24 protein-coding genes are annotated in these 21,721 nt (G+C 48.4%); 12 read left to right on the top strand and 12 right to left on the bottom strand.

The annotated features are described in order from the left end of the window. Nucleotides 1-17: 17 nt before the first annotated feature. The 4 genes from ACK3CJ_RS14600 (at nt 18) to ACK3CJ_RS14585 (ending at nt 4,364) form a co-directional block, all read left to right on the top strand. Complete coding sequence (locus tag ACK3CJ_RS14600) at nt 18-332, top strand: BolA family protein (protein WP_409522950.1); 315 nt, start codon at nt 18-20, stop codon at nt 330-332. A 224-nt stretch (nt 333-556) separates the two neighbouring features. Beyond that, nucleotides 557-1,495: an EamA/RhaT family transporter gene (locus ACK3CJ_RS14595; protein WP_409522949.1), complete on the top strand. Its 939-nt coding sequence runs from the start codon at nt 557-559 to the stop codon at nt 1,493-1,495. A 104-nt stretch (nt 1,496-1,599) separates the two neighbouring features. Then, nucleotides 1,600-2,481 carry a DMT family transporter gene (locus ACK3CJ_RS14590; RefSeq protein WP_409522948.1) on the top strand — a complete coding sequence of 294 codons (882 nt, stop codon included), beginning with the start codon at nt 1,600-1,602 and terminating at the stop codon, nt 2,479-2,481. A gap of 221 nt (nt 2,482-2,702) precedes the next feature. After that, nucleotides 2,703-4,364: an FAD-dependent monooxygenase gene (locus ACK3CJ_RS14585; protein WP_409522947.1), complete on the top strand. Its 1,662-nt coding sequence runs from the start codon at nt 2,703-2,705 to the stop codon at nt 4,362-4,364. Here the strand turns inward: ACK3CJ_RS14585 and ACK3CJ_RS14580 are convergent. Further along, on the bottom strand, nt 4,346-5,251 hold the full coding sequence (locus tag ACK3CJ_RS14580) for a LysR family transcriptional regulator (protein WP_409522946.1): 906 nt from the start codon (nt 5,249-5,251) through the stop codon (nt 4,346-4,348). The two genes, ACK3CJ_RS14585 and ACK3CJ_RS14580, sit on opposite strands and share 19 nt — an antisense overlap. Nucleotides 5,252-5,311: 60 nt before the next feature. Continuing rightward, the gene (aroA, locus tag ACK3CJ_RS14575; protein WP_409522945.1) at nt 5,312-6,601 is read right to left on the bottom strand and encodes a 3-phosphoshikimate 1-carboxyvinyltransferase; all 1,290 of its coding nucleotides are present in this window, start codon (nt 6,599-6,601) and stop codon (nt 5,312-5,314) included. Nucleotides 6,602-6,764: 163 nt separating this feature from the next. On the opposite strand from aroA, the gene ACK3CJ_RS14570 reads away from it, so the two are divergent. Further along, nucleotides 6,765-8,558 carry an ABC transporter ATP-binding protein gene (locus tag ACK3CJ_RS14570; protein ID WP_409522944.1) on the top strand — a complete coding sequence of 598 codons (1,794 nt, stop codon included), beginning with the start codon at nt 6,765-6,767 and terminating at the stop codon, nt 8,556-8,558. Between the two features lie 130 nt (nt 8,559-8,688). After that, on the top strand, nt 8,689-9,156 hold the full coding sequence (locus tag ACK3CJ_RS14565) for a glycine zipper 2TM domain-containing protein (protein WP_409522943.1): 468 nt from the start codon (nt 8,689-8,691) through the stop codon (nt 9,154-9,156). Nucleotides 9,157-9,290: 134 nt separating this feature from the next. Here ACK3CJ_RS14565 and ACK3CJ_RS14560 read toward each other — a convergent pair whose 3' ends face one another. Then, nucleotides 9,291-9,872, bottom strand: a complete 582-nt coding sequence (locus ACK3CJ_RS14560) for a YecA family protein (RefSeq protein ID WP_409522942.1) — start codon at nt 9,870-9,872, stop codon at nt 9,291-9,293. Nucleotides 9,873-10,102: 230 nt separating this feature from the next. On the opposite strand from ACK3CJ_RS14560, the gene recQ reads away from it, so the two are divergent. Further along, nucleotides 10,103-11,950, top strand: a complete 1,848-nt coding sequence (gene recQ / locus ACK3CJ_RS14555) for a DNA helicase RecQ (protein WP_409522941.1) — start codon at nt 10,103-10,105, stop codon at nt 11,948-11,950. 27 nt (nt 11,951-11,977) lie between these two features. Then, nucleotides 11,978-12,394 carry a YqaA family protein gene (locus ACK3CJ_RS14550; RefSeq protein WP_151705548.1) on the top strand — a complete coding sequence of 139 codons (417 nt, stop codon included), beginning with the start codon at nt 11,978-11,980 and terminating at the stop codon, nt 12,392-12,394. Between the two features lie 48 nt (nt 12,395-12,442). Here the strand turns inward: ACK3CJ_RS14550 and ACK3CJ_RS14545 are convergent, their stop codons facing one another. From ACK3CJ_RS14545 to ACK3CJ_RS14530, 4 genes are all read right to left on the bottom strand, one after another. Then, complete coding sequence (locus ACK3CJ_RS14545; RefSeq protein WP_409522940.1) at nt 12,443-12,781, bottom strand: type II toxin-antitoxin system HicB family antitoxin; 339 nt, start codon at nt 12,779-12,781, stop codon at nt 12,443-12,445. Then, nucleotides 12,765-13,025, bottom strand: a complete 261-nt coding sequence (locus ACK3CJ_RS14540) for a toxin HicA (RefSeq protein ID WP_409522939.1) — start codon at nt 13,023-13,025, stop codon at nt 12,765-12,767. Before ACK3CJ_RS14540 ends, ACK3CJ_RS14545 begins: the two co-directional genes overlap by 17 nt. A gap of 31 nt (nt 13,026-13,056) precedes the next feature. Then, nucleotides 13,057-13,488, bottom strand: a complete 432-nt coding sequence (locus ACK3CJ_RS14535) for a hypothetical protein (RefSeq protein WP_409522938.1) — start codon at nt 13,486-13,488, stop codon at nt 13,057-13,059. 351 nt (nt 13,489-13,839) lie between these two features. Next, nucleotides 13,840-14,106 (bottom strand): GNAT family N-acetyltransferase, encoded by a 267-nt coding sequence (locus ACK3CJ_RS14530; protein WP_409522937.1) that lies wholly within the window; start codon nt 14,104-14,106, stop codon nt 13,840-13,842. A 108-nt stretch (nt 14,107-14,214) separates the two neighbouring features. Between ACK3CJ_RS14530 and tnpA the strand changes: the two genes are divergently transcribed. The 4 genes from tnpA to ACK3CJ_RS14510 are packed head-to-tail and all read left to right on the top strand — an operon-like array spanning nt 14,215 to nt 16,762. After that, nucleotides 14,215-14,505, top strand: a complete 291-nt coding sequence (gene tnpA, locus ACK3CJ_RS14525) for an IS66 family insertion sequence element accessory protein TnpA (RefSeq protein ID WP_409522936.1) — start codon at nt 14,215-14,217, stop codon at nt 14,503-14,505. Between the two features lie 50 nt (nt 14,506-14,555). Continuing rightward, entirely contained in the window at nt 14,556-14,846 is a 291-nt protein-coding gene (gene tnpB, locus ACK3CJ_RS14520) for an IS66 family insertion sequence element accessory protein TnpB (RefSeq protein ID WP_409522935.1), read from the top strand. 28 nt (nt 14,847-14,874) lie between these two features. Beyond that, nucleotides 14,875-16,506, top strand: coding sequence for an IS66 family transposase (tnpC, locus tag ACK3CJ_RS14515; RefSeq protein WP_409522934.1), 1,632 nt, complete (start codon nt 14,875-14,877; stop codon nt 16,504-16,506). After that, on the top strand, nt 16,496-16,762 hold the full coding sequence (locus tag ACK3CJ_RS14510) for a hypothetical protein (protein WP_409522933.1): 267 nt from the start codon (nt 16,496-16,498) through the stop codon (nt 16,760-16,762). The genes tnpC and ACK3CJ_RS14510 overlap by 11 nt, the downstream gene beginning before the upstream one ends. A 275-nt stretch (nt 16,763-17,037) precedes the next feature. Here the strand turns inward: ACK3CJ_RS14510 and ACK3CJ_RS14505 are convergent, their stop codons facing one another. From ACK3CJ_RS14505 to ACK3CJ_RS14485, 5 genes are all read right to left on the bottom strand, one after another. Next, nucleotides 17,038-17,535 carry a GNAT family N-acetyltransferase gene (locus tag ACK3CJ_RS14505; protein WP_409522932.1) on the bottom strand — a complete coding sequence of 166 codons (498 nt, stop codon included), beginning with the start codon at nt 17,533-17,535 and terminating at the stop codon, nt 17,038-17,040. 9 nt (nt 17,536-17,544) lie between these two features. Then, nucleotides 17,545-17,811 carry a hypothetical protein gene (locus ACK3CJ_RS14500; protein WP_409522931.1) on the bottom strand — a complete coding sequence of 89 codons (267 nt, stop codon included), beginning with the start codon at nt 17,809-17,811 and terminating at the stop codon, nt 17,545-17,547. Between the two features lie 233 nt (nt 17,812-18,044). After that, entirely contained in the window at nt 18,045-18,443 is a 399-nt protein-coding gene (locus ACK3CJ_RS14495) for a VOC family protein (RefSeq protein WP_409522930.1), read from the bottom strand. Nucleotides 18,444-18,599: 156 nt separating this feature from the next. Next, nucleotides 18,600-20,084, bottom strand: coding sequence for a glycogen synthase (locus ACK3CJ_RS14490; protein ID WP_409522929.1), 1,485 nt, complete (start codon nt 20,082-20,084; stop codon nt 18,600-18,602). Next, nucleotides 20,062-21,567 (bottom strand): MATE family efflux transporter, encoded by a 1,506-nt coding sequence (locus tag ACK3CJ_RS14485; RefSeq protein ID WP_409522928.1) that lies wholly within the window; start codon nt 21,565-21,567, stop codon nt 20,062-20,064. Before ACK3CJ_RS14485 ends, ACK3CJ_RS14490 begins: the two co-directional genes overlap by 23 nt. Nucleotides 21,568-21,721 lie beyond the last annotated feature (154 nt).

Raw genomic sequence — 21,721 nt, 5'->3', positions numbered from 1 at the left:
CCTGCCGAGGACGCGAGATGAGTACAGCACAACGAATCGAACAGCTACTCACACAAACGATGCAGGTCGAGGTGTTCAACCTCGAAAACGAGAGCCATATGCACTCGGGTCCTGCCACCGAAAGTCACTTCAAACTGACCCTGGTCAGCCCCGATTTTGCGAATCTGAATAAGGTTCGCCGGCATCAGTTGATCTATGGGCACTTGTCCGACCTGATGCAGAATCCTATCCATGCCCTGACCATGCATCTGTTTACTCCCGAGGAGTGGGTTACGGCACAAGACCGGGTACCAGACTCGCCGAACTGCCGGGGTGGTTCGAAAGGGGATTGACCCATACGAGCAATCACTTCTACAGGTAACCGAACCAGTTGCATCATCTGCTCAGGCCCTTAGCTGACAGTAAAAATTGACTCTGTTCATTGCTTTCCATTTATCTTGATACTAAGATATATTTATCTTTCTTATAAGATACTTTTTATGAAGATATGATGGCTCAAGAAGATACGAATCGAAAGTTACGTATCCAAATGTGCTATCAATAATGGGAGTAGATAATGGACAAGTTGCATGCAATAGGCAGGGGTAGCCAGAGTGCAGGGCTCAAGGCGTTTGCCTGTCTGTTGCTCGTGGGGAGCTTTCTGGCGCTTTCACTGGTGGTAGCCAAACTGGCAGATTCGGCTGGTGCACCACGTCTGAGTTTTCTGATGGTGGCACTGCTGTTCACCGGCGTGGTGTTGCTCGGATTGGCAGCCTGCATGGGTAAACTGGCTGCTATCAACTATCGTGTGGTGGAGTATGCATTAGTGACCGGTGCACTGCTGGCACTGCCGAATGCACTGGGATTTATGGCGGTGCGGCATGTTGGAGCAGGGTTTCTCTCCATGAGCTTTGCCTTCCCCATTTTGCTGACCTGGTTGATGGCTGTGATACTGCGAATGGAGGTAGCCCGTGGATTGCGTTTGCTGGGCGTACTGCTCGGACTGAGTGGAGGTGTGCTGCTGGCGACGGGCAAGGCGATGGATCTGGAGGGGACAACCGGCTGGGTGATTCTGGTGCTGGCGATGCCTGTTGCATTGGCTGCAGGTAACATTTTCCGAACCCTGCGCTGGCCTGCAGGTACCTCTCCAATCTATCTGGCGGCACTGATGATGCTGGGTGCTGTGTTATCTCTTCTGCCATTTGTACTGTATTTTGAGCCGGGCAGATTGCCGGAGTTGGTGCAGAGCCCTGAAGTGATAAAGTTGCTGTTGCTGGAGATCTTTGTGTTTTCGGTTCTCTATCTCTTTTACTTTGTGCTGCAAAAAATGGCGGGGCCAGTTTATCTCAGTCAGATCGGTATAGTGGCTGCCGTGGTTGGTACATTGATAGCCATTACCGCTCTGGGTGAGGCGGCACCGTCTAATCTGGCACTGGCAGCAACACTGGTGTTGCTGGGCACTGTGATCTTTCAACTCTCTGCCCCGAAAGCACCGAGCGAAAGGTATCAGTCCTGAGTGATTACTGTGCAGGGTTGTGAATGAGCGCTTTTAAACCGCAAGTCGCTTATGTAAGGTCAGCCCTGAAACCTATCCCACCAGCCTTTTTTGGATCTGATTTAATGATGACGCAGGGTTCCTGGCGCTCCGATCTTCTGCTGGTTCTTGTCACGTTGCTGGCGGGGCTGGGTTGGGTATTTTCGCGTGAAGCATTGTTGGGAATGGCGCCACTCTTTTTTATTGGCGTTCGCTTTCTCTGTGCCAGCTTGATTCTCGCTGTACCCGGCTGGACGGGTTTGCGCCATCTGGCTGCAGAGTCGTGGCGGCGTGCTTTGCTCACTGGCGTGGTTATGGGATTGGCCATGTGCCTGTGGATCATGGGGCTGCAGCATACTGAGAACATGGGTATCGGTGCTTTTCTGACCAGCTTAGGGGTAGTGCTGATCCCAATTGTCGGCAAGGTGCTGTTTGGTGCGCCTACGGCACGCAGTACCTGGGTGGCAGTGGTGATCGCTCTGGCCGGGTTGGCTTGTCTGAGGCTTGAAGGCGGCTTTTCACTCTCGTTGTCGGATCTATACTTCCTGGGGGCGGCAGTGGTCTTCTCGCTGCATTTCAACCTCAACAGCCGTTATGCGGCACGGCTGCCGGCGTTGCCACTGACTGCTATCCAACTGGGGGTGACAGGGTTGTTGGCGCTGGCTCTGTCACTGTTGCTTGAACCCACGCCCGAAGTGCCCGGGAGCGCCGTGATTGGTTGGTTGCTGGCCAGCATCGTGATAGGTACCTGCATGCGATTTTTCATCCAGGTCAAGGCGCAGGGGATGGCGCCTGTCAGTCATGCAGCCGTGATCATGACGCTGGAGCCGGTCTGGACCAGTCTGTTGGGTGTATTCTGGTTTGCTGAAACCATGACCGTGATCCAACTGTTTGGCTGTTGTCTGATCTTTGGCGCGTTGTTGGTCAGTCGCTGGCGCTTGTTGTTGAGAAGACCTGCTATTCCCTGAAAAATTCATACCTCTTTTGACCTGCACCCCACTTTCTACCTTCCTCCTGAATAAATTATTCAGTAAAAACCGTTTTTCAAATAAAGAAATATTATTAAAACGCTTGTTTGATATAATCGGAGGACATATTTAATTATAAGATGATCATTCAAATCACCAAGGATGTAGAGCATGTCATTCAGAGTTTTGGTGAGAGGAAATGGGCAGGTAAATAGCAGCGAGTGCCTGAAGTGACAGAGGGGAGGGAGGTTTTAATTGTTGGTGCCGGGCCAGTCGGTTTAGCACTGGGTTGCCTGCTGCGGACCTATGGTATCAGTTGCAGCATAATAGAGAGGCATCAGCAACGCCTACAGCAATCCAGCGCCTTCAGTCTGCATCCTCGCACGGTAGAGCTACTGGATATTCTGGGTCTGGGTAGCTGGCTACGATCTGATGCCAGCCAAGTGGATCAGATGACCATCTATTCAGAGAAACGGCCCATTCTCAATTATGACTTCAATCATCTAAATTCTCATGGTGATCCCTGCATTTTCAGCTACCCGCAACATCGTCTGGAGCGGCTGCTTGAGCTCCGCTTTCTGGCTCTGGGAGGCAATCTAAGGTACCAAACTGAATTGCAGACGCTAAAGCAGAATGAGTGCAGTGTTTGTGCAGAACTCAGTCATCTCGGGCGAGTCAGTCAGGAGTCCTATCTATATTTGGTTGGTTGTGATGGTAAGAACAGCCACGTTCGTGCACTGATAGGCACTCCGTTTGTCGGAAAAACCGATGATAATCGCTTTCTGGTATGTGATGGTGTGCTTGACAGGACTGGGGGGGCAGCAGTCGAAGATCTGGAGCAGGGGCATACGTATCTGACGGCGAAAGGCTATATCATGCTGTTTCCGCTGCCTGGTGGCCTGCATCGGGTTGTCGTAGCTATTGGTGGGGAGGCTAATGCTGACACCCGCGAGGATCTGGAGACACTTCTTAAGCATCGATTACAGCAAGTGAATCAGGCGCATTTGCGTTTTCACGATATTCACTGGATTTCTGAAGCCTCACTGGCTGAACGAATAGCGGATGACTACTTCAAAGGCCGAGTGTTACTGGCAGGAAATGCCTGCCATATACATAGTCCGATTTGCGGACATGGGATTAATCTGGGTATTCAGGATGCGTTCAATCTCGCATGGAAGTTGTCTCTGGTATGTAAGGGACATTCGGAAGAGGTTCTCTTTCAAAGCTATCAGCAGGAGCGACGATCAATAGCAGCCAAAGTGCTGAAGCAAACAGATCAGTTGCATCGTTTTTTCACATCTTCCCACCCGGTCAAGTCACTGATCAGAGACCGAATGATTCCTTTGCTGGGGCGTCTAAAACCGGTCAACAAGGCCCAGGTGATGAACTTTTCAGGCCTGGGGCATGATTATTGCGAGGGCCGGATGCGCTGGTTTGCAGATGTCAAAGTGCGCCGCGGAAGTCGTATTGGCAACCTGACTCTGATCAACCTCGGTAAACCTGTGGGGTTGTATGAGCTTCTCGGCTCAGATAAGTTTTTGGTTGTCGGATATGGTGTTGAGGGTGCACCACCTGATATTCCACAGTTTATGCAGAGACACGTCAATTTTTTGCATGTCTGCTTAGAAGATGGCAACTGCTCTCCACACCCATCTTCACATAATTATTCATACAGATCCTCTTACTTCTTTTCCGAGTCGCGGGAAGTGCTGAAGCGTTTCCATGGAATCATCGGCCCTTGTTATCTCTTTATCAGACCAGATGGGTATATTCAGGATGTGGTCGAGATGATGCCGACCTTCGATGCGCTGTGCGAGATACGTAACTTTCTTATCAAGAATAATATTCTGATTGCTGGATGTGCTCATAGTACCCGTGGTTGATGTTGTGCCCAGTCCCGTATAAAGGACTTAAACAGTGTCATCAATTTAGTCATCGTGAGTTTCTTGTGATAGATCAGGCTGATATCCATAGTCGGTGATGTGTAGTCCGGGTAGAGTTGCACAAGTCTGCCGTCATCCAGTAGTGGCTTTATATAAATACGCGGTAGGATGGACGCACCAAGGCCAGCCAGAGTCATCGATACGATCGCGCTAAGTTGGTTAGTGCTATGACTGCTGACGATCTGCTGCGCCCGGATATTGGTATCTGGAAAAAAGTGCTTTGTAATCAGCGATAGATTTACGAAGGTTGGTACGATCAGTTGTCTGTTTTCAAGCAGAGATTCGTAAGAGTCGGTTAGCGGATACCGTCGCAGAAAATCCGGTGTGGCACAGAAAATATGCTGGATCGCAAACAGTGGTATCCCTATCAGCTGTGAGCCCTCAAGCGGACCGGAGCGAAAACAGAAATCGATATCCGAGGCGATTAGGTCCTGCATCTCATTGGATACATTCAGTTCAAAGCGTACATCGGGATATTGATCCCCGAAAGATCGGATCGCACTGAGCAGTGTTTCCGTGACCAGCATTTCCGGCAGGGCAATTCTGATCCTGCCAGCCGTGATCTGGTTCTCTTCCCGGATCAGGATCTCATTCTCGGTAACAGCGTCCAATATGCTTTTGCAGCGCAGATAAAAACGCTCTCCCAGTGGCGTGATCGACAGGTTGTGTGTGCTGCGATCCACTAGTTGGACACTCAGTTCATCCTCCAGCTTCGACAGTTTCTTGCTGATGGAGGAAGCAGAAAGGTTGAGCTGCCTTCCTGCTTTCGTGATACTCCGGTTTTCATAAATACTGACGAATGCCTGATATTCTTGTAGCTTTGGCATATCCCTGCCTCTTTCGACGTGTCAGAATTGATTGGCTTACACCTTCTATGTAAGCCTTGTCTACCTTATCGTTGTGATCTTCCCAAACAGATCAAAATACTCTGGAAAAGTCTTGCTGGTGCAGCCCGGGTCGTTGATCGTGATTGGTACATCACCGAAGGCAGCGAGTGAAAAACACATCGCCATGCGATGATCATCATAGGTATCGATGGCGGCACTCTGCAGTTGTGTCGGTGGGGTGACTTCGATGTAATCCTCGCCCTCAACTACAGTGGCACCCACTTTGCGTAACTCGGTCGCCATGGCGCTCAATCGGTCGGTTTCCTTTACCCGCCAGTTGTAGATATTACGGATGGCGGTGGGGCCTTCGGCAAACAGGGCGGTGGTGGCGATCGTCATGGCAGCATCAGGGATGTGGTTAAGATCCAGATCCACCCCTTTCAAGGAGTCGCCACGGGTCACTTCGATCCAGGTCGGGCCATAGGTCACCTGAGCGCCCATCTTGTCCAGTACTTCGGCAAACGCCTTGTCACCCTGAACACTGTCGGCACCCACACCATAGACACGCACCGTGCCGCCGGCAATCGCTGCTGCCGCGAGGAAGTAGGAAGCCGAAGAGGCATCACCCTCAACCATCACCTCGCCCGGCGAGCGGTACTGTTGCTGGCCTTTGACCACAAAGCGCTGATACTGCTGGTTATCCACCTCGACACCGAACAGGCGCATCGCATGCAGGGTGATATCGATATAGGGTTTGGATACCAGCTCACCCTCAACCTCCAGTATCAGATCGTCCTGTGCCAGAGGTGCTGCCATCAGCAGTGCGGTCAGAAACTGGCTGGAGATATTGCCGCGTACACTGACCTTGCCACCTTGAAGGCCATTGGCTTTGATACGAAGGGGAGGGAAGCCTTCATCTTTCAGATAGGTGATATCGGCACCCAAAGGCCTGAGTGAATCAACCAGATCACGAATCGGCCTTTCATACATGCGTGGCTCGCCAGTCAGGGTGAACTCGCCTTCGCCCAGACACAGCGCAGCACACAGTGGGCGCATTGCCGTGCCGGCATTGCCGAGGAACAGCTCATGTGCCTTAGTGGATGACAGAGCCTTACCCGCACCATGTACTACGCAGCTGCGACGATCTGCCGCCAGTTCATAGCGAATGCCCAGACTGGACAGCGCGTTCAACATATGGCGAATATCATCACTGTCTAGCAGATTGGTGATGCGGGTTTCGCCCTGTGCCAGCGCAGCCAACAGCAGGATACGGTTGGAGAGGCTTTTGGAGCCGGGAAGCTGAACTTCCCCATTAGCGTGTACAAGCGGTTTCAGTGTCAGGCTGTCCATTGAGCGGTCTTTTCTTTGGTGGATGCGATTGGAAGGGCATAAACTACCTTGATTCCATGCAGACGTCGAGTCTGAGATCATAAAACCTGCTGCAGTGACAGGCATCTGATTGATTCGGTTTGGCGTATGTGATTCGACACGCTTTGTAATCAGGGAGTCTTGAGTGAAAAAGAGGGAAGAAACGAGTTTTACCTGGCAATACATCTGGCAGGTGGCTCTGGAGCATCGGCGACAGTTGGTGCAGGCAAATGTGATTGCCTTTCTGGCGGCGCTGGCTTCTGTTCCCTTGCCGTTGCTGATGCCGCTGTTGGTTGATGAGGTACTGCTGGATCAACCCGGATGGATAGTGAGCAGTATTGACCGGTTCTTTCCCGAGAGCTGGCACGGGCCGGTACTCTATGTATTTGCCGTGCTTGTCCTCACGGTAGCGCTGCGCTTGATTTCGCTGGTGCTGACTGTATTGCAGGCCAGGCAATTCACGATTATCTCCAAGGATGTGATCTACCGCATGCGAGAACGTCTTTTGCAGCGGCTGGGCCGAATATCCATGGCGGAGTACGAAACACTTGGCAGTGGTAATGTCGCCTCGCATTTTGTCACGGATCTGGACACCATCGATCGTTTTGTCGGCAGCTCGATCAGTCGTCTGTTGATCTCCTGTCTGATGATTGTCGGGGCCGCAGTTATCCTTTTATTGATGCATTGGCAACTGGCGCTGTTCATTCTGGTACTGAATCCCGCGGTGATCTTTTTCACCATGACCATGGGTAAATATGTCAAGGAGCTCAAGCGCAAAGAGAATAGCGCCTATGAACTGTTTCAGTCGGCTTTGACCGAAACGCTGGATGCGATCCAGCAGATCCGTGCCAGTAACCGTGAGCGGCACTACCTGAAACGACTTGTGGATCAGGCATCCGGCGTTCGTGATCACTCCAGCCGATTCGAGTGGCAGTCGGATGCGGCCAACCGCTTCAGCTTTATGGTGTTTCTGGTCGGGTTCGATCTGTTTCGCTCACTGTCGATGCTGATGGTGGTGTTTTCGGATCTCAGTGTCGGTCAGATGATTGCGGTGTTTGGCTACCTCTGGTTCATGATGGCACCGGTGCAGGAGGTGTTGGGCATTCAGTACGCCTGGTTTGGCGCTAAAGCGGCGCTGTTGCGAGTCAATCGTCTGATGGCGCTGAAGCTCGAACCCTCCTGGGAAGCACGTATCGATCCTTTCCAAGGCAAGCGTACTGTGAGTGTCGAGCTGGATAATATCCACTTCAGCTATATAGAAGGGCAGGAGGTACTGCGCGGTATTACACTGAATATTGAGGCCGGACAGAAGATCGCCTTGGTCGGGGCTAGCGGTGGTGGTAAATCAACCCTGGTACAGGTGTTGCTGGGGCTCTACCCAGCCTCACAGGGGGAGGTGCGCTTTGATGGCGTGCCGGTGAGTCAGATAGGCCTGCCGACGGTGCGGGATAATGTCGCCACCGTGCTGCAGCAGCCGGCACTGTTCAATGGCACGATTCGGGACAATCTGACAATGGGTGAGCAGATTGAGGATGAGGTTCTGTGGCAGGCACTTGAAGTGTCGCAGCTTAAAACTTTTATCACAGATGAGTTGTCCAATGGACTTGATACGGTGGTCGGACGACAGGGTATTCGATTATCAGGTGGTCAACGACAGCGTCTTGCGATAGCGAGAATGGTTCTGGCAGATCCGAAAGTGGTGATTCTGGACGAAGCCACTTCAGCACTGGATACCGAAACGGAATTTGCACTGCACCAGGCGCTTAACCATTTTCTGGCAGGTCGCACGACAATTATTGTGGCGCACCGACTGAGCGCAGTGAGGCAGGCTGATCATGTCTATGTGTTTGAGGATGGTCAGATCAGCGAGCAGGGCAGTCATTATGATCTGATTGAACAGAAGGGCCTGTATGCGCGTCTATATGGACAACATCAGTGACTGGGAATGTTAATCTTTCATACAGGTAGCTGGCAGTACCATGGTGTCAGTAGTGAAAAATATAGTTGCTGAATTGGTAACTAAGATAGTGAGTAAGACAGAATGATTCTGTCATCAGGAGGTTATAAGGATGAAAAAATATGCAACAGCACTGGTTCTAGTGCTCAGTGCAGGGATACTGGCCGGTTGTGCTCAATCTTCTCTGACAGGTACCAGTTACAGCCGGGGCGAGGCACGCCAGACCCAGACGGTACGTTATGGCACAATTGAATCGGTCACGCCGGTTGTGATTGAAGGTCGCACAGATGGTATTGTCGGCGCAGGTACCGGTGCAGTCATCGGTGGTGTGGCCGGTAGTAATGTCGGTGGAGGCAGCGGCAGAACGCTTGCCACGGTCATCGGGGCAGTAGCAGGTGGTATTGCGGGTCAGCGAGTGGAAGAGGCGGTGTCACGTCGTCAGGGTCAGGAGCTGACCGTACGTCTGGACACAGGCACAACCATCTCGGTGGTGCAGGAACTGGATGATGGCATGATGTTCGGTGCTGGTCAGCGGGTTCGTGTACTGGGCAGCGGTACTGCCACACGCGTCACTTATTGATAGATGCCAGCGACGTGTTGAGTTGAATGTTGAGTTGAATGCTGAGCTGAAACTTAGCGAGTTTATCTCAGATAGGACCGCGCCCTGGCTGGTTCAGGCAGGGCACAGTCAGTCAGTTAGTCAGATAAGCGGAATTACTTCTCCGGTGAATGGTAGTGCAGGTACAGATCCACCAGAACATCAGGAATCTGTTCCGCCATCTCTTCACTCAGGGAACGATCCTGGCGCACTTCGATGATTTCAGGATCATCAAACAGATCAGATGACACCATGATCGGCAGCAGCAAGCCGGCAATGGTCTCTTCATCGTCACCAAACCACTCCTCTTCGCGCAGGAATACACCTTCCATAAAGGACTGCGCCCAGATAGTCAGCTCAGCAACGCCTTCCTCTTCATCAACATCCAGCGTCAGATCGCAAGGTAGTAGTATCTCTTCATCACTGTAGAGATCGGCCGCAATGGTGTGGTTCAGTTTGCGGAGCAGCGCCATAACGTCGGCTTTCTGTGCATCTGATTCCCATTTTGGTTCGCTTTCGAACAGCAGGTCGACCCACTCCTGTTCGGGTATCTTGACGGGACTGATGTTGACCGCGCAAAGCAGACCATGTGCACCGATCAGATCCAGTGCATCTTCCGATACGGCAGATGAAAACAAAAAGGCTTCAAGCTGGTCGAGTTCGGCTTCTGTGATCAGCCCGGTGGTGTCAGCGCTCATTTTACAATATCCCATGATTCTTTGAGCCGCCATTCTACGCTTTACTGGGCACTTGTGCATCCTGTTTACAGCTCAAGTGGCCGGTTGCGTGCCCCTTTTAAGCGACGGCTGTGCTAAAATCCTGCCCAATTGCTCACTTTACAGACCCCTCAATGCAGTCGCACCTGATTTTCATTACAGGGCTCGGGCATTCAATCCCGGCAGTGCAGAGGTCTCGGATAGTTTCCCGCATGACAGATAAAGCTAAACAGGTACTGGCCGAAGTGTTCGGCTTTGATCAGTTCCGTCCACCTCAGGATGAGGTGGTTCAGACGGTACTTGATGGACAGGATGTGCTGGTCGTGATGCCGACCGGTGGTGGCAAATCGCTCTGCTACCAGTTACCGGCGCTGGTACGTGAAGGCACGGGTATCGTGATATCACCGTTGATCGCGCTGATGCAGGATCAGGTGACGGCCCTGTCACAGCTCGGTATAAAAGCCGGTTGTCTGAACTCCTCTCAGACACAGGAGCAGTTGCAGTGGACCGAGCAAAACCTGCTGTCGGGTGAGCTGGACCTGCTCTATATTGCTCCCGAACGGTTGATGCAGCCGCGCACACTGGGTTTGCTCAAACGAGCCAGAATCGCGCTGTTTGCTATTGATGAAGCTCACTGTGTGTCGCAGTGGGGGCATGATTTCCGCCCTGAATATCTGCAGCTGAACTGTCTGCGTGAGATGTTCCCTCAAGTGCCGCGTATCGCACTGACCGCCACAGCAGATGCCCGGACCCGTCAGGAGATCATTGATCGCCTGGACCTGACCGACGCCCGACGCTTTATTCAGGGCTTTGATCGCCCCAATATCCGCTATCGCATCGGTCTCAAGGAGCGCGCGCGCGATCAGCTGCTGCGCTTTATCCGCAGTGAATATGAGCAGGAGGCGGGTATTGTCTACTGCATGTCGCGCAAACGTGTCGAGGAAACCGCCGCCTGGCTGTGTGAACGGGGGCTGACCGCGCTACCTTATCATGCCGGCCTCTCATCTGAATTGCGTGCACACAATCAACATCGCTTTCTGACAGAAGAGTCGATGATCATGGTGGCGACCATCGCATTCGGCATGGGGATCGACAAACCCAATGTGCGCTTTGTTGCCCATCTGGACTTGCCGCGTTCGATCGAGGCCTATTATCAGGAAACCGGCCGTGCCGGGCGTGACGGCCAACCCGCCACGGCCTGGATGGTCTACGGGTTGCAGGACGTTCTGCTGTTGCGCCAGATGCTGGAAAACTCTCAGGCTGAGGATATCTTCAAGCAGGTTGAACGACAGAAGCTGGAAGCGATGCTCGGGTTGTGCGAGATCACCAGTTGTCGTCGTCAGGCGCTGCTGACCTATTTCGGTGAGGCGGATCATCCTCCTTGTGGCAACTGTGATACCTGTCTGGACCCGGTGCCGGTCTGGGATGGCACCGAAGCGGCGCGCAAAGCACTCTCAGCAGTGTTTCGCAGCGGCCAGCGCTTTGGTGTCAATCACGTGGTCGATATCCTGCTGGGACAGAAAACTGACAAGATCCAATCCTGGGGACACGACAAACTGTCCACCTGGGGGATCGGCAAAGAGCTGGATCGTAACCAGTGGCGCTCGGTTTTCCGGCAACTGGTGGCGCGCGGCTATCTGAATGTGGATGCCGATGGGCATGGTGTGCTGCATCTGAACGATGCCTGCCGTGATCTGCTGCGCGGCGAGGAAACGCTGGAGCTGCGCCGTGACCTCAAGCCTGCTGCTGCCAAATCATCGGCCGTGCGCAAGGAGCGCCCCTCTGCCGTGGCGAGGAATCTGGATTTGGCGGAACAGCAGCTCTGGGAAGATCTGCGTACCCTGCGTAAAACACTCGCACAGGAGCAGGATGTACCGCCTTATGTGATCTTCCATGACGCGACACTGATGGAAATGGTGATCTATCGCCCACAGAATGAGGTGCAACTGCGGCGCCTCAGTGGTGTGGGTGAGCGCAAGCTGGAGCTCTACGGTGAGCCCTTCCTGGAGTTGATCGCGGAACATATCGATGCCAATCACACTTGGGTCGAGCCTGCTTGATGGGCGCAGTTTGATGGGAAATGCCTGATGGAGACTGCACTCTGGGCTCTGTTTGCCAGCGCATTTATCTCCGCCACGCTACTGCCGGGCGGTTCCGAAGCGCTGCTGGCCTGGTACGTACATCAGGGTGAGCATCCCGTTGGCTGGATGATCGCCAGCGCGACACTCGGTAATGTGCTGGGTAGCCTGGTGACCTTCGGCATGGGCGTGATGCTGCGCCGTTACTACCCACTGAAGGTGTTGGATAAGCCCGAACACCAACGCGCCCACCGCTGGATCGAGCGCTATGGTGCCGTAGCGCTGCTGATGGCCTGGCTACCGATTGTCGGCGATCCACTGTGTTTTGTTGCCGGCTGGGTCGGGGTGCGTTTTGCACCCAGTGTGATCGCCATTTTTATCGGTAAGCTGTTGCGGTATTTGATAGTGGCTGGGATTTTTTTGTAGGGCTGTGTTGGTGTTTCAGAGGAGAAACAAGCACAGCCTCCTAGTCGGTTACATGCGCGGTCGATGAAGTTTGCTGGAGATAAGCCGATTTAAGCTGACACCCGATTCTGCGGCTTCAATCGCCAGCAAGCGATGAGTTTCAGGTGGAACGCGAACCATAAACTTACCGCTGAATTGCTTTGACGCTAGAGGCTCTGGAACTGTTTCGTTGTTCTGGCGCATATCCTCAGTGCAATCATGAACCAATTGGCGAATGCCTTTCAGTGCAAGCTCTGGATCCTCAGCCAGCCAACTCAGGCTTGGAAACTCGGCACACAGTCCGACATGTTCCTGATCTTCTTCTGACCAGGTGACTCTATAGGTATAACGATCAATATCTTTTGCCACTTTGCACCTCCAACCGTTCAACAGCCTGAAGCACCTGCTTCACTTGATAGGCTTTAGACATACCCTTGGCATTCTGGATATTGACCCTCGGATCTCCTTTCCATGGGGTTCGATAAACTCGATGGCTCGAACCAGATTGGCGAGGCTCTCCAAAATAGGCATCACAGACTTTGCACAAGTCGTTAAATCTGATGCTTTGGGGATTCTCACGCATCTGGCTGAGGATATCTTGAATTTTTGCCATACATTAAATGGTATCATTATTAGTATCATTGTCAACCTGGGGTGGTATGTACATTCGCCATGCCTGGAGAGTGTAGTACATGTTCTGCGAGCGATTGATAATGGCTGACAGCCAAGGTCAGAGCTGCAGTTATGCCCAGCATTATGGCCAAGGGCATCATCCAGAGGAGCTTTAGTGGCCGGGGTGGGGCGCTTTGCCGAAACATGGGGATGAAGTTGAGCAATAACCAGGCGACCAGTACTTTGTCGTGATTGAAATAGAGATTGGTTGCAGCGCTACCGGGTTTGAGTACCACCTGCTCAGCAGCCAATAAGCCTTCGTAACCTGGCATGGCATGGACGACCAGCGCCACACTGGCCAGAAACCATAGCGCATAATGTATCCAGCGTAAGACTGTGGGTAAAGCCTGCTCCAGCATCCAGGCCGTCAGAGCAATATAGGCTATCGCGCCGGCAAAAAACATCCAACTGGAGTATCCGATGACTGCAGCAGTCAGCAGTATGAAAGCGGAGCCTCCATAGCGTAGTTGAGCGTGTTTGCTGAGGCCGAGGAGGATCAGTGCGGTTGAGTAGAACAGTCCGAAGTAGAGTATATATCCCTGAGTGCTGTTTGCAGCGTACAGTGCGGTGTCATAAAGCAGCGGCGCAATTTATATATTGTTTGTTTGCCGACAAGACATCTGCTAGCGACACCACCTTCAGGGGGAGGTGGACACAGCAGCATTAAATGACGTCATCCAGGTGTAAGCCCGACAATTCTGGGCCGGATCAGAAAACCTCAATGGTGGCCAGCGGCAGCGTACAGATGTGTATTGTTATAAATTGAACTCAAATACATGTTGCTGCTTCAGCAGTTTAAAGCCAAGGGCTTGATAGAAGTGGTGTGTCGGTTCCCTTATTGAGTTGCATCGCACGCGAAGCGCCATTTGCTCAGCTTTAGCCCATGCAGCAGACTCTTGAACTAACCTGCTCCCAACGTTCGTACGCCGATAGGCCTCATTAACAACCAGGCCGCCTATTTCTATGAAAGGTGCTGCTCCGACTCGTAGGGCTACGAACGCATGAATCCAGCCAATAATCACGCCCTCAACTTCTGCGACCCAAAGTAAGCGTTCATTCCAAGGCGTTCTGTCGCCCTGGTGAATTTGACCCTACAGTAACCTTATATTTTCCAACACGAGGTTACGCTTATGAAAAAGCATCGCACCCCAGAACAATGGCAAGCCCTTATAGACCAGCAGCGTGACAGCGGTCTGTCAGCCACCCAATTCTGTAAACAGCAGAATATCGGCTATGCCAGTTTCTGCAACTGGCGGAAGCGTTTATCGGAGAGTCCGGTTGATGACGCTATCAATTCCGACGAAACAGGCTTCCTGGATCTGTCGTCGTTGATGAGCAAGTCGCCGTCATCTGGATCGGACTGGAACATCGTCTTGAGTCTCGGCAATGGCGTCGAATTGCGGCTGAGCCAGAACGGATGATCGGGCTCGACAGTCAGGCCAAAATCTGGCTATGCACTGAGCCCACAGACATGCGCAAATCCTTTCGGGGGCTGAGTGCACTGGTCCGGAACCTGTTGAAGCTGGATCCACTGAACGGCCAGTACTTTGTGTTCATTAATCGTCGCAAGACCCAGATGAAAATGCTGTACTTCACGCCCACTGGCTACTGTTTATGGGCCAAGCGCTTAGAGCAGGGGCAATTCCGGATATCCCCAACCGCCTCGGGTCAGCGGACTCTGACACTGACGGATCTACAGCTGCTGATTGATGGCATTGAGGTACAGAAATACCGTCAGTTCAAGCGTTTCCGGGGCGCATAGAGGGAGGGCTTGCGGTATAATATTGGCCATGAATTCAATAGCTTCTACTCCCCATTCCAACACGCCTTCTTGCTCGGCTCTGGCTGAGGAGAATGTGTTATTACGCGAACAACTTCAGATCATGCAGCGGCAGTTGGACTGGTTTAAGAAGCAACTGTTCGGTCCCAAATCCGAGAAGCAGGTGTACGACTTGCCTGAACAGGACAGCCTGTTCCAATCAGCCGAAGTGCGACTACCTAAGCCGCCTGTCGAGGGTGAGCAACGTACGATTCAGGCCTATCAGCGTGGCACCGGTAAGAAACAACGGGGCGACGACTGCCTGAACGACACGGGCCTGCGTTTTACCGCCGATGTACCGGTGGAAGTGATCGAACAGTTACCGCCTGAACTGACTGGGCCGGACGCCAATCAGTATGAAGTCATCGGCAACAAAACGACCTACAGATTGGCTCAGCGTGTCTCCAGCTATGTGGTGCTTAAACTGCAGCGTCCAGTGTACCGGCGCAAAGGGACTGAGAAGCCGGTGACGACACCAGCTCCCTTCAACGTGTTGGATAATAGCCTGGCCGATGTCAGCCTGTTGGCAGGGCTACTGGTGGACAAGTTCCAGTTCCATCTGCCGCTGTATCGACAGCATCAGCGTATCCAACAAGCTGGCGTTACCCTGAGCCGTGGAACCCTGACCAACTTAGTTAAACGATCCATCGACTTGCTGAGACCCATTGTCGATGCCCAGACTGATAATGTATTGCGCAGCCGGGTGTTAGCGATGGATGAAACACCGATCAAGGCTGGCCATCAGAGCCGTCCAGGTCTGCAAAAAGGCAAGATGAAAACGGGTTGGTTCTGGCCGCTGTATGGTGATGCTGACGAAGTGGTGTTTACCTATTCGAACAGTCGAGGTCGATTGCATATTGAGCAGGTTCTGAACAAGCTGTTCACCGGTATCCTGATCAGTGATGGTTATGCAGCTTATGCTCACTATGCTGAGTCCCAAAAAGGCATGACTCACGCTCAGTGCTGGGTACATAGTCGCCGTTACTTTATCGAAGCCCAAAAGGATCATCCAGAGAAGGCCACAGAAGCCTTGCAACAGATAGCGCTGCTATACCAGCATGAAGAGGCCATCAAAACCCAAGGGCTGACGAGCGAGAAGAAACGCCAGTACCGACTTGAACACTCAAAGCCGGTCGTCAATGACTTCTTCCAGTGGTGCAGGGATCTGTTGAAAAGCGGTGGCTTACTGCCCAGTGATCCACTGACCAAAGCGCTGAACTATGTACTCAGTCGCGAAGCGAGCCTGAAGGTATTCCTGGAAGATCCAGATGTTCAGCCAGATACCAACCATCTGGAACGGGCCTTGCGGCCCATTCCAATGGGCAAGAAAAACTGGATGTTCTGCTGGACTGAGCTCGGGGCTGAACACTTAGGCATCATTCAGAGCTTGATCACTACCTGTAAACTGCATGGCATCAACCCCTACACCTATCTGGTGGATGTGCTGCAACGGATCAGTCGGCATCCAGCAAATAAAGTAGCAGACTTGACCCCTCGACTCTGGAAAACCCGATTCGCCGACACCCCGCTACCTTCCCTGATCAGCCCATGCCACCCTGATCGACTGAATAAACAGCCGGAGACCATCGTCTATGCGCATTGAAGACATGAGCATTGATCAATTACTGGAACTGAATCAGTACATCTGTAAACGCATAGATGAGCTTCAGAATCAGGAAACACTACAGGTGTTGAGCCAATTGCGAGTTGGGATGACAGTCATGTTCGACGGTCATAGTGGACCCGTGGCTGGAATCGTCACCAAGATCAACCGTAAAAGCGTCATTGTGCTGGGTGAGGGCATGAAGCAATACAAGGTGTCACCAGGCTTGCTTCGGCAGCTAAGGGATGTGAAGTAAGTCTATGACGTCCTGAAATGAACGCTTACGACCCAAATACGATGACTATCAGCTTTAAGAAGAGTAGTAAAGTGAGATCCATCGTCAGATGATGCGCTAATTATGGAGGGTGAGAGGCTGTCAGCCAGGTTCATAATTTCTGTTTCATCCTTGGGTGTTGCCAGCCTGATATTCACGTTTTCCTCGATGTATTATTTATAATGAGTTAAGGGCTGGCAGCACGCCGTCCCAGTAAATAAAATGAACGATTTTAGCCTCTTGCTAGGCGCAATAAATTACAGTTGTTTTTGTAACCAAATAGCACTAATGTATTTCCCATTTTTCATTCCGTACTCATCAAATATACCGACTTCTTTGAAGTTGAATTTGCGGTGCAAGGCAATAGAAGCATTATTAGGTAGAGCTATACCTGCAATTGCTCTGTGAAGAGAAAAAGGCTCTAGAGATGCAAATAACTCATGATACAGAGCTGTTCCAATCCCGGCTGACGTTGACTTGGGTGAAGTATATACACTGACTTCAACTGTCTTGTTATATGCAGCCTCAGGCCTATATCTTTGTGAGCAGCAAAATCCTGATATTTCATTATTATTTATCGCTACAAGCATTTGATACGGTGTTTCTTGACTGAATGTATGAAGCCATGTACTTCTATTGATTAGTGATACAGGCTCCGACTCAAAATAACGAGCATCACTATTAAGAATATAGTAATTTAGTATTTTTGTTATCTCGTTGAAATCGTTTTCGATTATATGACGAACGTTTATCATGCGATCATTCTACTGAAATTTCGAAACAAATTTATGGACAGGAATCATCACGTCATGACCTGTTTTTTTAAAGAGCTTGTATGCCGCGGTTATTCTATGGCCACCATCATCAAGCATGTGTGTTTTTCCACAACCACAGTTCAGTAATCGGATGGGTTCCTTAATGTCGGCGCCAGATTTCAGTGATTTAAAAACTGTATTGAGTCTTTCGTCATCGCCACGAACCCAGGTTATGGGAAGTTGAATAAGCTCGCTGACTGGTACTTTAGTGCACATGTGGTTATTAGCTCCTTATCTCATGTCGTTAGAGCTATCTCCTCCACTTTCCGAAAAAAGGATTACTCTCAAGCTTCGATTTTCGCCGAACATTGATGTCCAAGGAATTTTTTTAAAACATAACATCCTCTCAACTAGAGCTCTACCCATGCAGTGAAATTAATGACGTATGGTATCGTCAAACTTGCTTTACTGATGTCCGTAACTTAATTATGATCCTTTAATGTATTGTTTTAGCGAGATGTCAAGCGTAAATAATACCCATCAGGATCATATAGTCGGAAATCTCTAGCGCCCCAGGGGCGGTCCTGAAGTTCTCCAGCGATGGGGTATTTTGAATTACAGACATAATTGTAGTATTCTTCTATATTTTCAACTTCTAGTACTATTTCTGGACCAACTGGTGGCCTCCGTAGTTCCATCGAAAACTCTGCTGAAAAGTCTTTCAGAACCGCTGTTTGTGACAAGATACCAATATGCACCTTTCCATTAGTAATAGCGATGTAGGTACCTCCTTGATACGAATGCTCCTTTATTTTATTAAATCTTAATATACGAGAATAGAATTCTGTGGAAAAGTCGGGGTCTTGTACGAATATCTCTATTCTGATTGTCATCTGTTTTTCGTTCATAAACTAATTTCCTTTTGATTTGCAACATTAATTCAAGTGTTTTCTAGAAAATTATTTCTTGTGAATCAGTATAATGATAGATAAATAATATATTTGAGTAAATGAAATTTACTCCTTAAATAATCTAGAGTGCTTTGTCAATATTTTTTATAAAATTTACTTAGATACTAAATCTAAGTACGGACGGACTCTTCTTTCCCATGAATAATCAGTAGAAATTATGCGCCTTATTAACGAAAAGTAGCCCCTCGAATCATTGAGCGAATTAACAGCTACTTTTACCAACCTAACAATTTCATTAAGAGACGTATCTTTCATAACGTATCCTGTGCCTTTACCAGGATAACGTTCTTCGCTAATTACTGAGTCTTTAAGACCTCCCACTGGGCTAACGATTGGAATAGATCCATATGACATTGCATACATTTGAGTGAGACCACATGGTTCAACTAACGCTGGAAAAATAAATATATCTGACGCTAACATTAAATCCTGGGCCAAGTTATCAGAATATGCGTTAATAAACAAAAAGTTGCAATGAAATCTTGACATTATTTCATAAAATCCTTTTTCTACTTCTAATTTATTCTCACCACTTGCAAGTCCACAAGCAATTACGTTTGTGTGTTGAAATAATTCAGTAAGCTGTGCAAGATGAAATTCACTTAATGTGCCATTTTTCTCACAAAAATAAAAGACTCCTTTCTCTTCAACCAATCTGCTTAATATTAGACATAACGGCTTATTAATGTCAAGCTGATTGTATTTCTGATATAATTTAAGTTTATTCTTTTGTTTATGTGTAACAATGCTATTTATATCTTGGATCTGATTGTGATTAAGAAGTTTTGGAGCCCAGATGTCTGTATCTATCCCATTAATAATTCCTATAAATGAGCTATCCGGTATTTTCGTAAAGACTTCCATATTGCCGTGTAGTAGCGCTCTATTTTCTATTAGTTCTTGTCTGTAGCTCTCACTTACTGCTATCGTCGTATTGGAGTGCAGTACGGCATATGCTCCGATAGATATCTGGCTTCCATTTTGAAAGGTAAATTTAAGTGCTGTCTGAACAGTATCTTCAAGATGCTTTATATTTTCATTGTTAACAATACCGTGAAATCTATAGTTATGGATTACATAATGTGCCTTGCTATTTTTAAGTGTTCCATAAAACAATATTGCTGTTGAATTCCAATCATGTAATAAAAAATGATGGCAATTAATTTTTAACTTACCAATAAGTGTGTATGTGGCCTTACCAAAAAAAGCTACAATCGCAATCGAATCAGAATAAGGCAATCCATCTTCATCGTGATATATTCCGTCTCTATTGAAGAAATAATCATTTTTTATAAAAATAGTTTGGTAGTGGCTGCTAGAAGTAACTAGAGCTTTAACTGGATAAAAAACTCCATTATATGGTACTGTAAACTCTAACAGGAGTTCTAGGTTGTCTTCATCGACATTCATTTCTTTTCCATGCCATGGGGTTACTACCAAATTAGGCTGCCCTTGTTTTGCCATATATTTTGGCAAGGCACCTACAACATCACCAAGTCCCCCATGCTTAGAATATGGAGCAATCTCATAAGAGATATGTACAACTACTTCATTTTCAACGTAAGTTTTTTTTAACATCATATACTCCTTCTTTTCTTAAATTTCTGCTTTCCACTAGCTCGGATGGTGTTTTGATAATTCCTAATGGATACTTTTGATATGCTATCGATCTATTCACGATGGTTCTATTTAACTCATCAATAAGCAAAAGAATAATTAAGCCGATAGCTATCCAGTCATTAAAGTAATAGCGTGGCACGAATTCTCTAATGGATAATACTAATACAATAACAAATGCATAGGAGCATAATGATAAAATAGTGGATCGTCCTATATTATTATTCAATCTCAATATGGTTAGGGTGATTGAGTTATAACAGCGAATTATTTCTATAAGACTAAGGGGTAATACAATTGCCATTAGGATCCAAGAATAATTTATATCTAATAAATATTGATAAAATGGAGAGATAACTAGAGCCATAAAAAATAACCCTATCGCACTGTAGAAGGCAGAAATTCTACTGACCGCATCAGAAAATTCATTAGCCTTAATGTAATATCCATTCTTAATAAGTTTACTAAGTTCAACATTTGCTAAAATAGACCATGAAACCATATTGGCCGTGATAATCAAAAAAAATGGTGCTGTGGCATTCCTTATATAATAAACTGACGGAGATATATTGGCTATAAACGATAAAATGCAAAATGCCATAATATTATACGACGCAACCTCAAGGCTCGAAATTAGGCCTGATCTTAATACTGACAAAATATTCTCTATATCTTCTTTATTAAAATAAGTGAAAAATCCGAGCTCCAAATGTCTCTTTCGAACTAGAATTACTATTTGAGAAATTGAGGCTATGGATTGACATAAAAGTGTCGATAAAGATATAGCCACAACGTAGTAATACAAGTTGTCGATTAAAATAAATAAGACAAGTGTATTAATAAGTAAATTTCCCAATAAAACTCCTAGTGCTGATATCAGTGATATCAATGATATATTCATTATGGAGTTGATAGTCCTTGCAACCTGACGTAAAGATAAAAATAAAATATTTATAGAGAGGATTTTGAAATAGATAGTTGATAATTGTATTGAAGAATCGTCAATCCCTCCAGTGGATAATATCCATTCGGCATGAATGATATATATGGTAGAAAAAAACAATCCAATAATTAGAGTTATAAATACCGATCTTCCAAAGATATACTGCTTACTCTTTTTGCCCTTGTGAACTTTAGAACAAAAGAAGTCAGCGCAGGATATGTTGGCAACGATCATGCAAGATAAAATTGCTATCACGTTTGCTAGATTAAATATTGCGAAAGAATTAACGTATCCTTGTCCAGCTTTTGCCAGAAATATGGTATCAGTTATATTAACAAGAAATATGAGGATATATTCTGTAATGCTCGGAAAATATACCTTTTTGAAACTACTATCCGCCGAGAAGTCGACCTTTGCATTACGATGTATATTTATAACGTATGTATATAGAAACCCTATAAATAATATAATTTGGTTATTTCTATTAAATATATTATACATATTTTTATCTCAGAGCTGAGTAATCATATTTTTTAGAGGCGCAGACTATAAAAATGAAACTGTTGAACTATTCATAAATATTAATCTAGCTGGAAAATACATAGCCTGTCGGAATCATATCGATAATCTGTGTGAGGCCGCTCTGCGGGCGAAC

The organism is Nitrincola salilacus, assembly GCF_046271865.1.
GTDB lineage: Bacteria > Pseudomonadota > Gammaproteobacteria > Pseudomonadales > Balneatricaceae > Nitrincola > Nitrincola salilacus.
This window is presented reverse-complemented; position numbering and strand designations above follow the sequence as displayed.

Excerpts from the sequence above, each read along its gene's own strand:
- ACK3CJ_RS14600 (WP_409522950.1), top strand. The coding sequence starts at position 18 with ATGAGTACAGCACAACGAATCGAACAGCTACTCACACAAACGATGCAG.
- ACK3CJ_RS14595 (WP_409522949.1), top strand. The coding sequence starts at position 557 with ATGGACAAGTTGCATGCAATAGGCAGGGGTAGCCAGAGTGCAGGGCTC.
- ACK3CJ_RS14590 (WP_409522948.1), top strand. The coding sequence starts at position 1,600 with ATGATGACGCAGGGTTCCTGGCGCTCCGATCTTCTGCTGGTTCTTGTC.
- ACK3CJ_RS14580 (WP_409522946.1), bottom strand. The coding sequence starts at position 5,251 with ATGCCAAAGCTACAAGAATATCAGGCATTCGTCAGTATTTATGAAAAC.
- aroA (WP_409522945.1), bottom strand. The coding sequence starts at position 6,601 with ATGGACAGCCTGACACTGAAACCGCTTGTACACGCTAATGGGGAAGTT.
- ACK3CJ_RS14565 (WP_409522943.1), top strand. The coding sequence starts at position 8,689 with ATGAAAAAATATGCAACAGCACTGGTTCTAGTGCTCAGTGCAGGGATA.
- ACK3CJ_RS14560 (WP_409522942.1), bottom strand. The coding sequence starts at position 9,872 with ATGAGCGCTGACACCACCGGGCTGATCACAGAAGCCGAACTCGACCAG.
- recQ (WP_409522941.1), top strand. The coding sequence starts at position 10,103 with ATGACAGATAAAGCTAAACAGGTACTGGCCGAAGTGTTCGGCTTTGAT.
- ACK3CJ_RS14550 (WP_151705548.1), top strand. The coding sequence starts at position 11,978 with ATGGAGACTGCACTCTGGGCTCTGTTTGCCAGCGCATTTATCTCCGCC.
- ACK3CJ_RS14540 (WP_409522939.1), bottom strand. The coding sequence starts at position 13,025 with ATGGCAAAAATTCAAGATATCCTCAGCCAGATGCGTGAGAATCCCCAA.
- ACK3CJ_RS14535 (WP_409522938.1), bottom strand. The coding sequence starts at position 13,488 with ATGTTTTTTGCCGGCGCGATAGCCTATATTGCTCTGACGGCCTGGATG.
- tnpA (WP_409522936.1), top strand. The coding sequence starts at position 14,215 with ATGAAAAAGCATCGCACCCCAGAACAATGGCAAGCCCTTATAGACCAG.
- tnpB (WP_409522935.1), top strand. The coding sequence starts at position 14,556 with ATGCGCAAATCCTTTCGGGGGCTGAGTGCACTGGTCCGGAACCTGTTG.
- tnpC (WP_409522934.1), top strand. The coding sequence starts at position 14,875 with ATGAATTCAATAGCTTCTACTCCCCATTCCAACACGCCTTCTTGCTCG.
- ACK3CJ_RS14510 (WP_409522933.1), top strand. The coding sequence starts at position 16,496 with ATGCGCATTGAAGACATGAGCATTGATCAATTACTGGAACTGAATCAG.
- ACK3CJ_RS14505 (WP_409522932.1), bottom strand. The coding sequence starts at position 17,535 with ATGATAAACGTTCGTCATATAATCGAAAACGATTTCAACGAGATAACA.
- ACK3CJ_RS14500 (WP_409522931.1), bottom strand. The coding sequence starts at position 17,811 with ATGTGCACTAAAGTACCAGTCAGCGAGCTTATTCAACTTCCCATAACC.
- ACK3CJ_RS14495 (WP_409522930.1), bottom strand. The coding sequence starts at position 18,443 with ATGAACGAAAAACAGATGACAATCAGAATAGAGATATTCGTACAAGAC.
- ACK3CJ_RS14490 (WP_409522929.1), bottom strand. The coding sequence starts at position 20,084 with ATGTTAAAAAAAACTTACGTTGAAAATGAAGTAGTTGTACATATCTCT.
- ACK3CJ_RS14485 (WP_409522928.1), bottom strand. The coding sequence starts at position 21,567 with ATGTATAATATATTTAATAGAAATAACCAAATTATATTATTTATAGGG.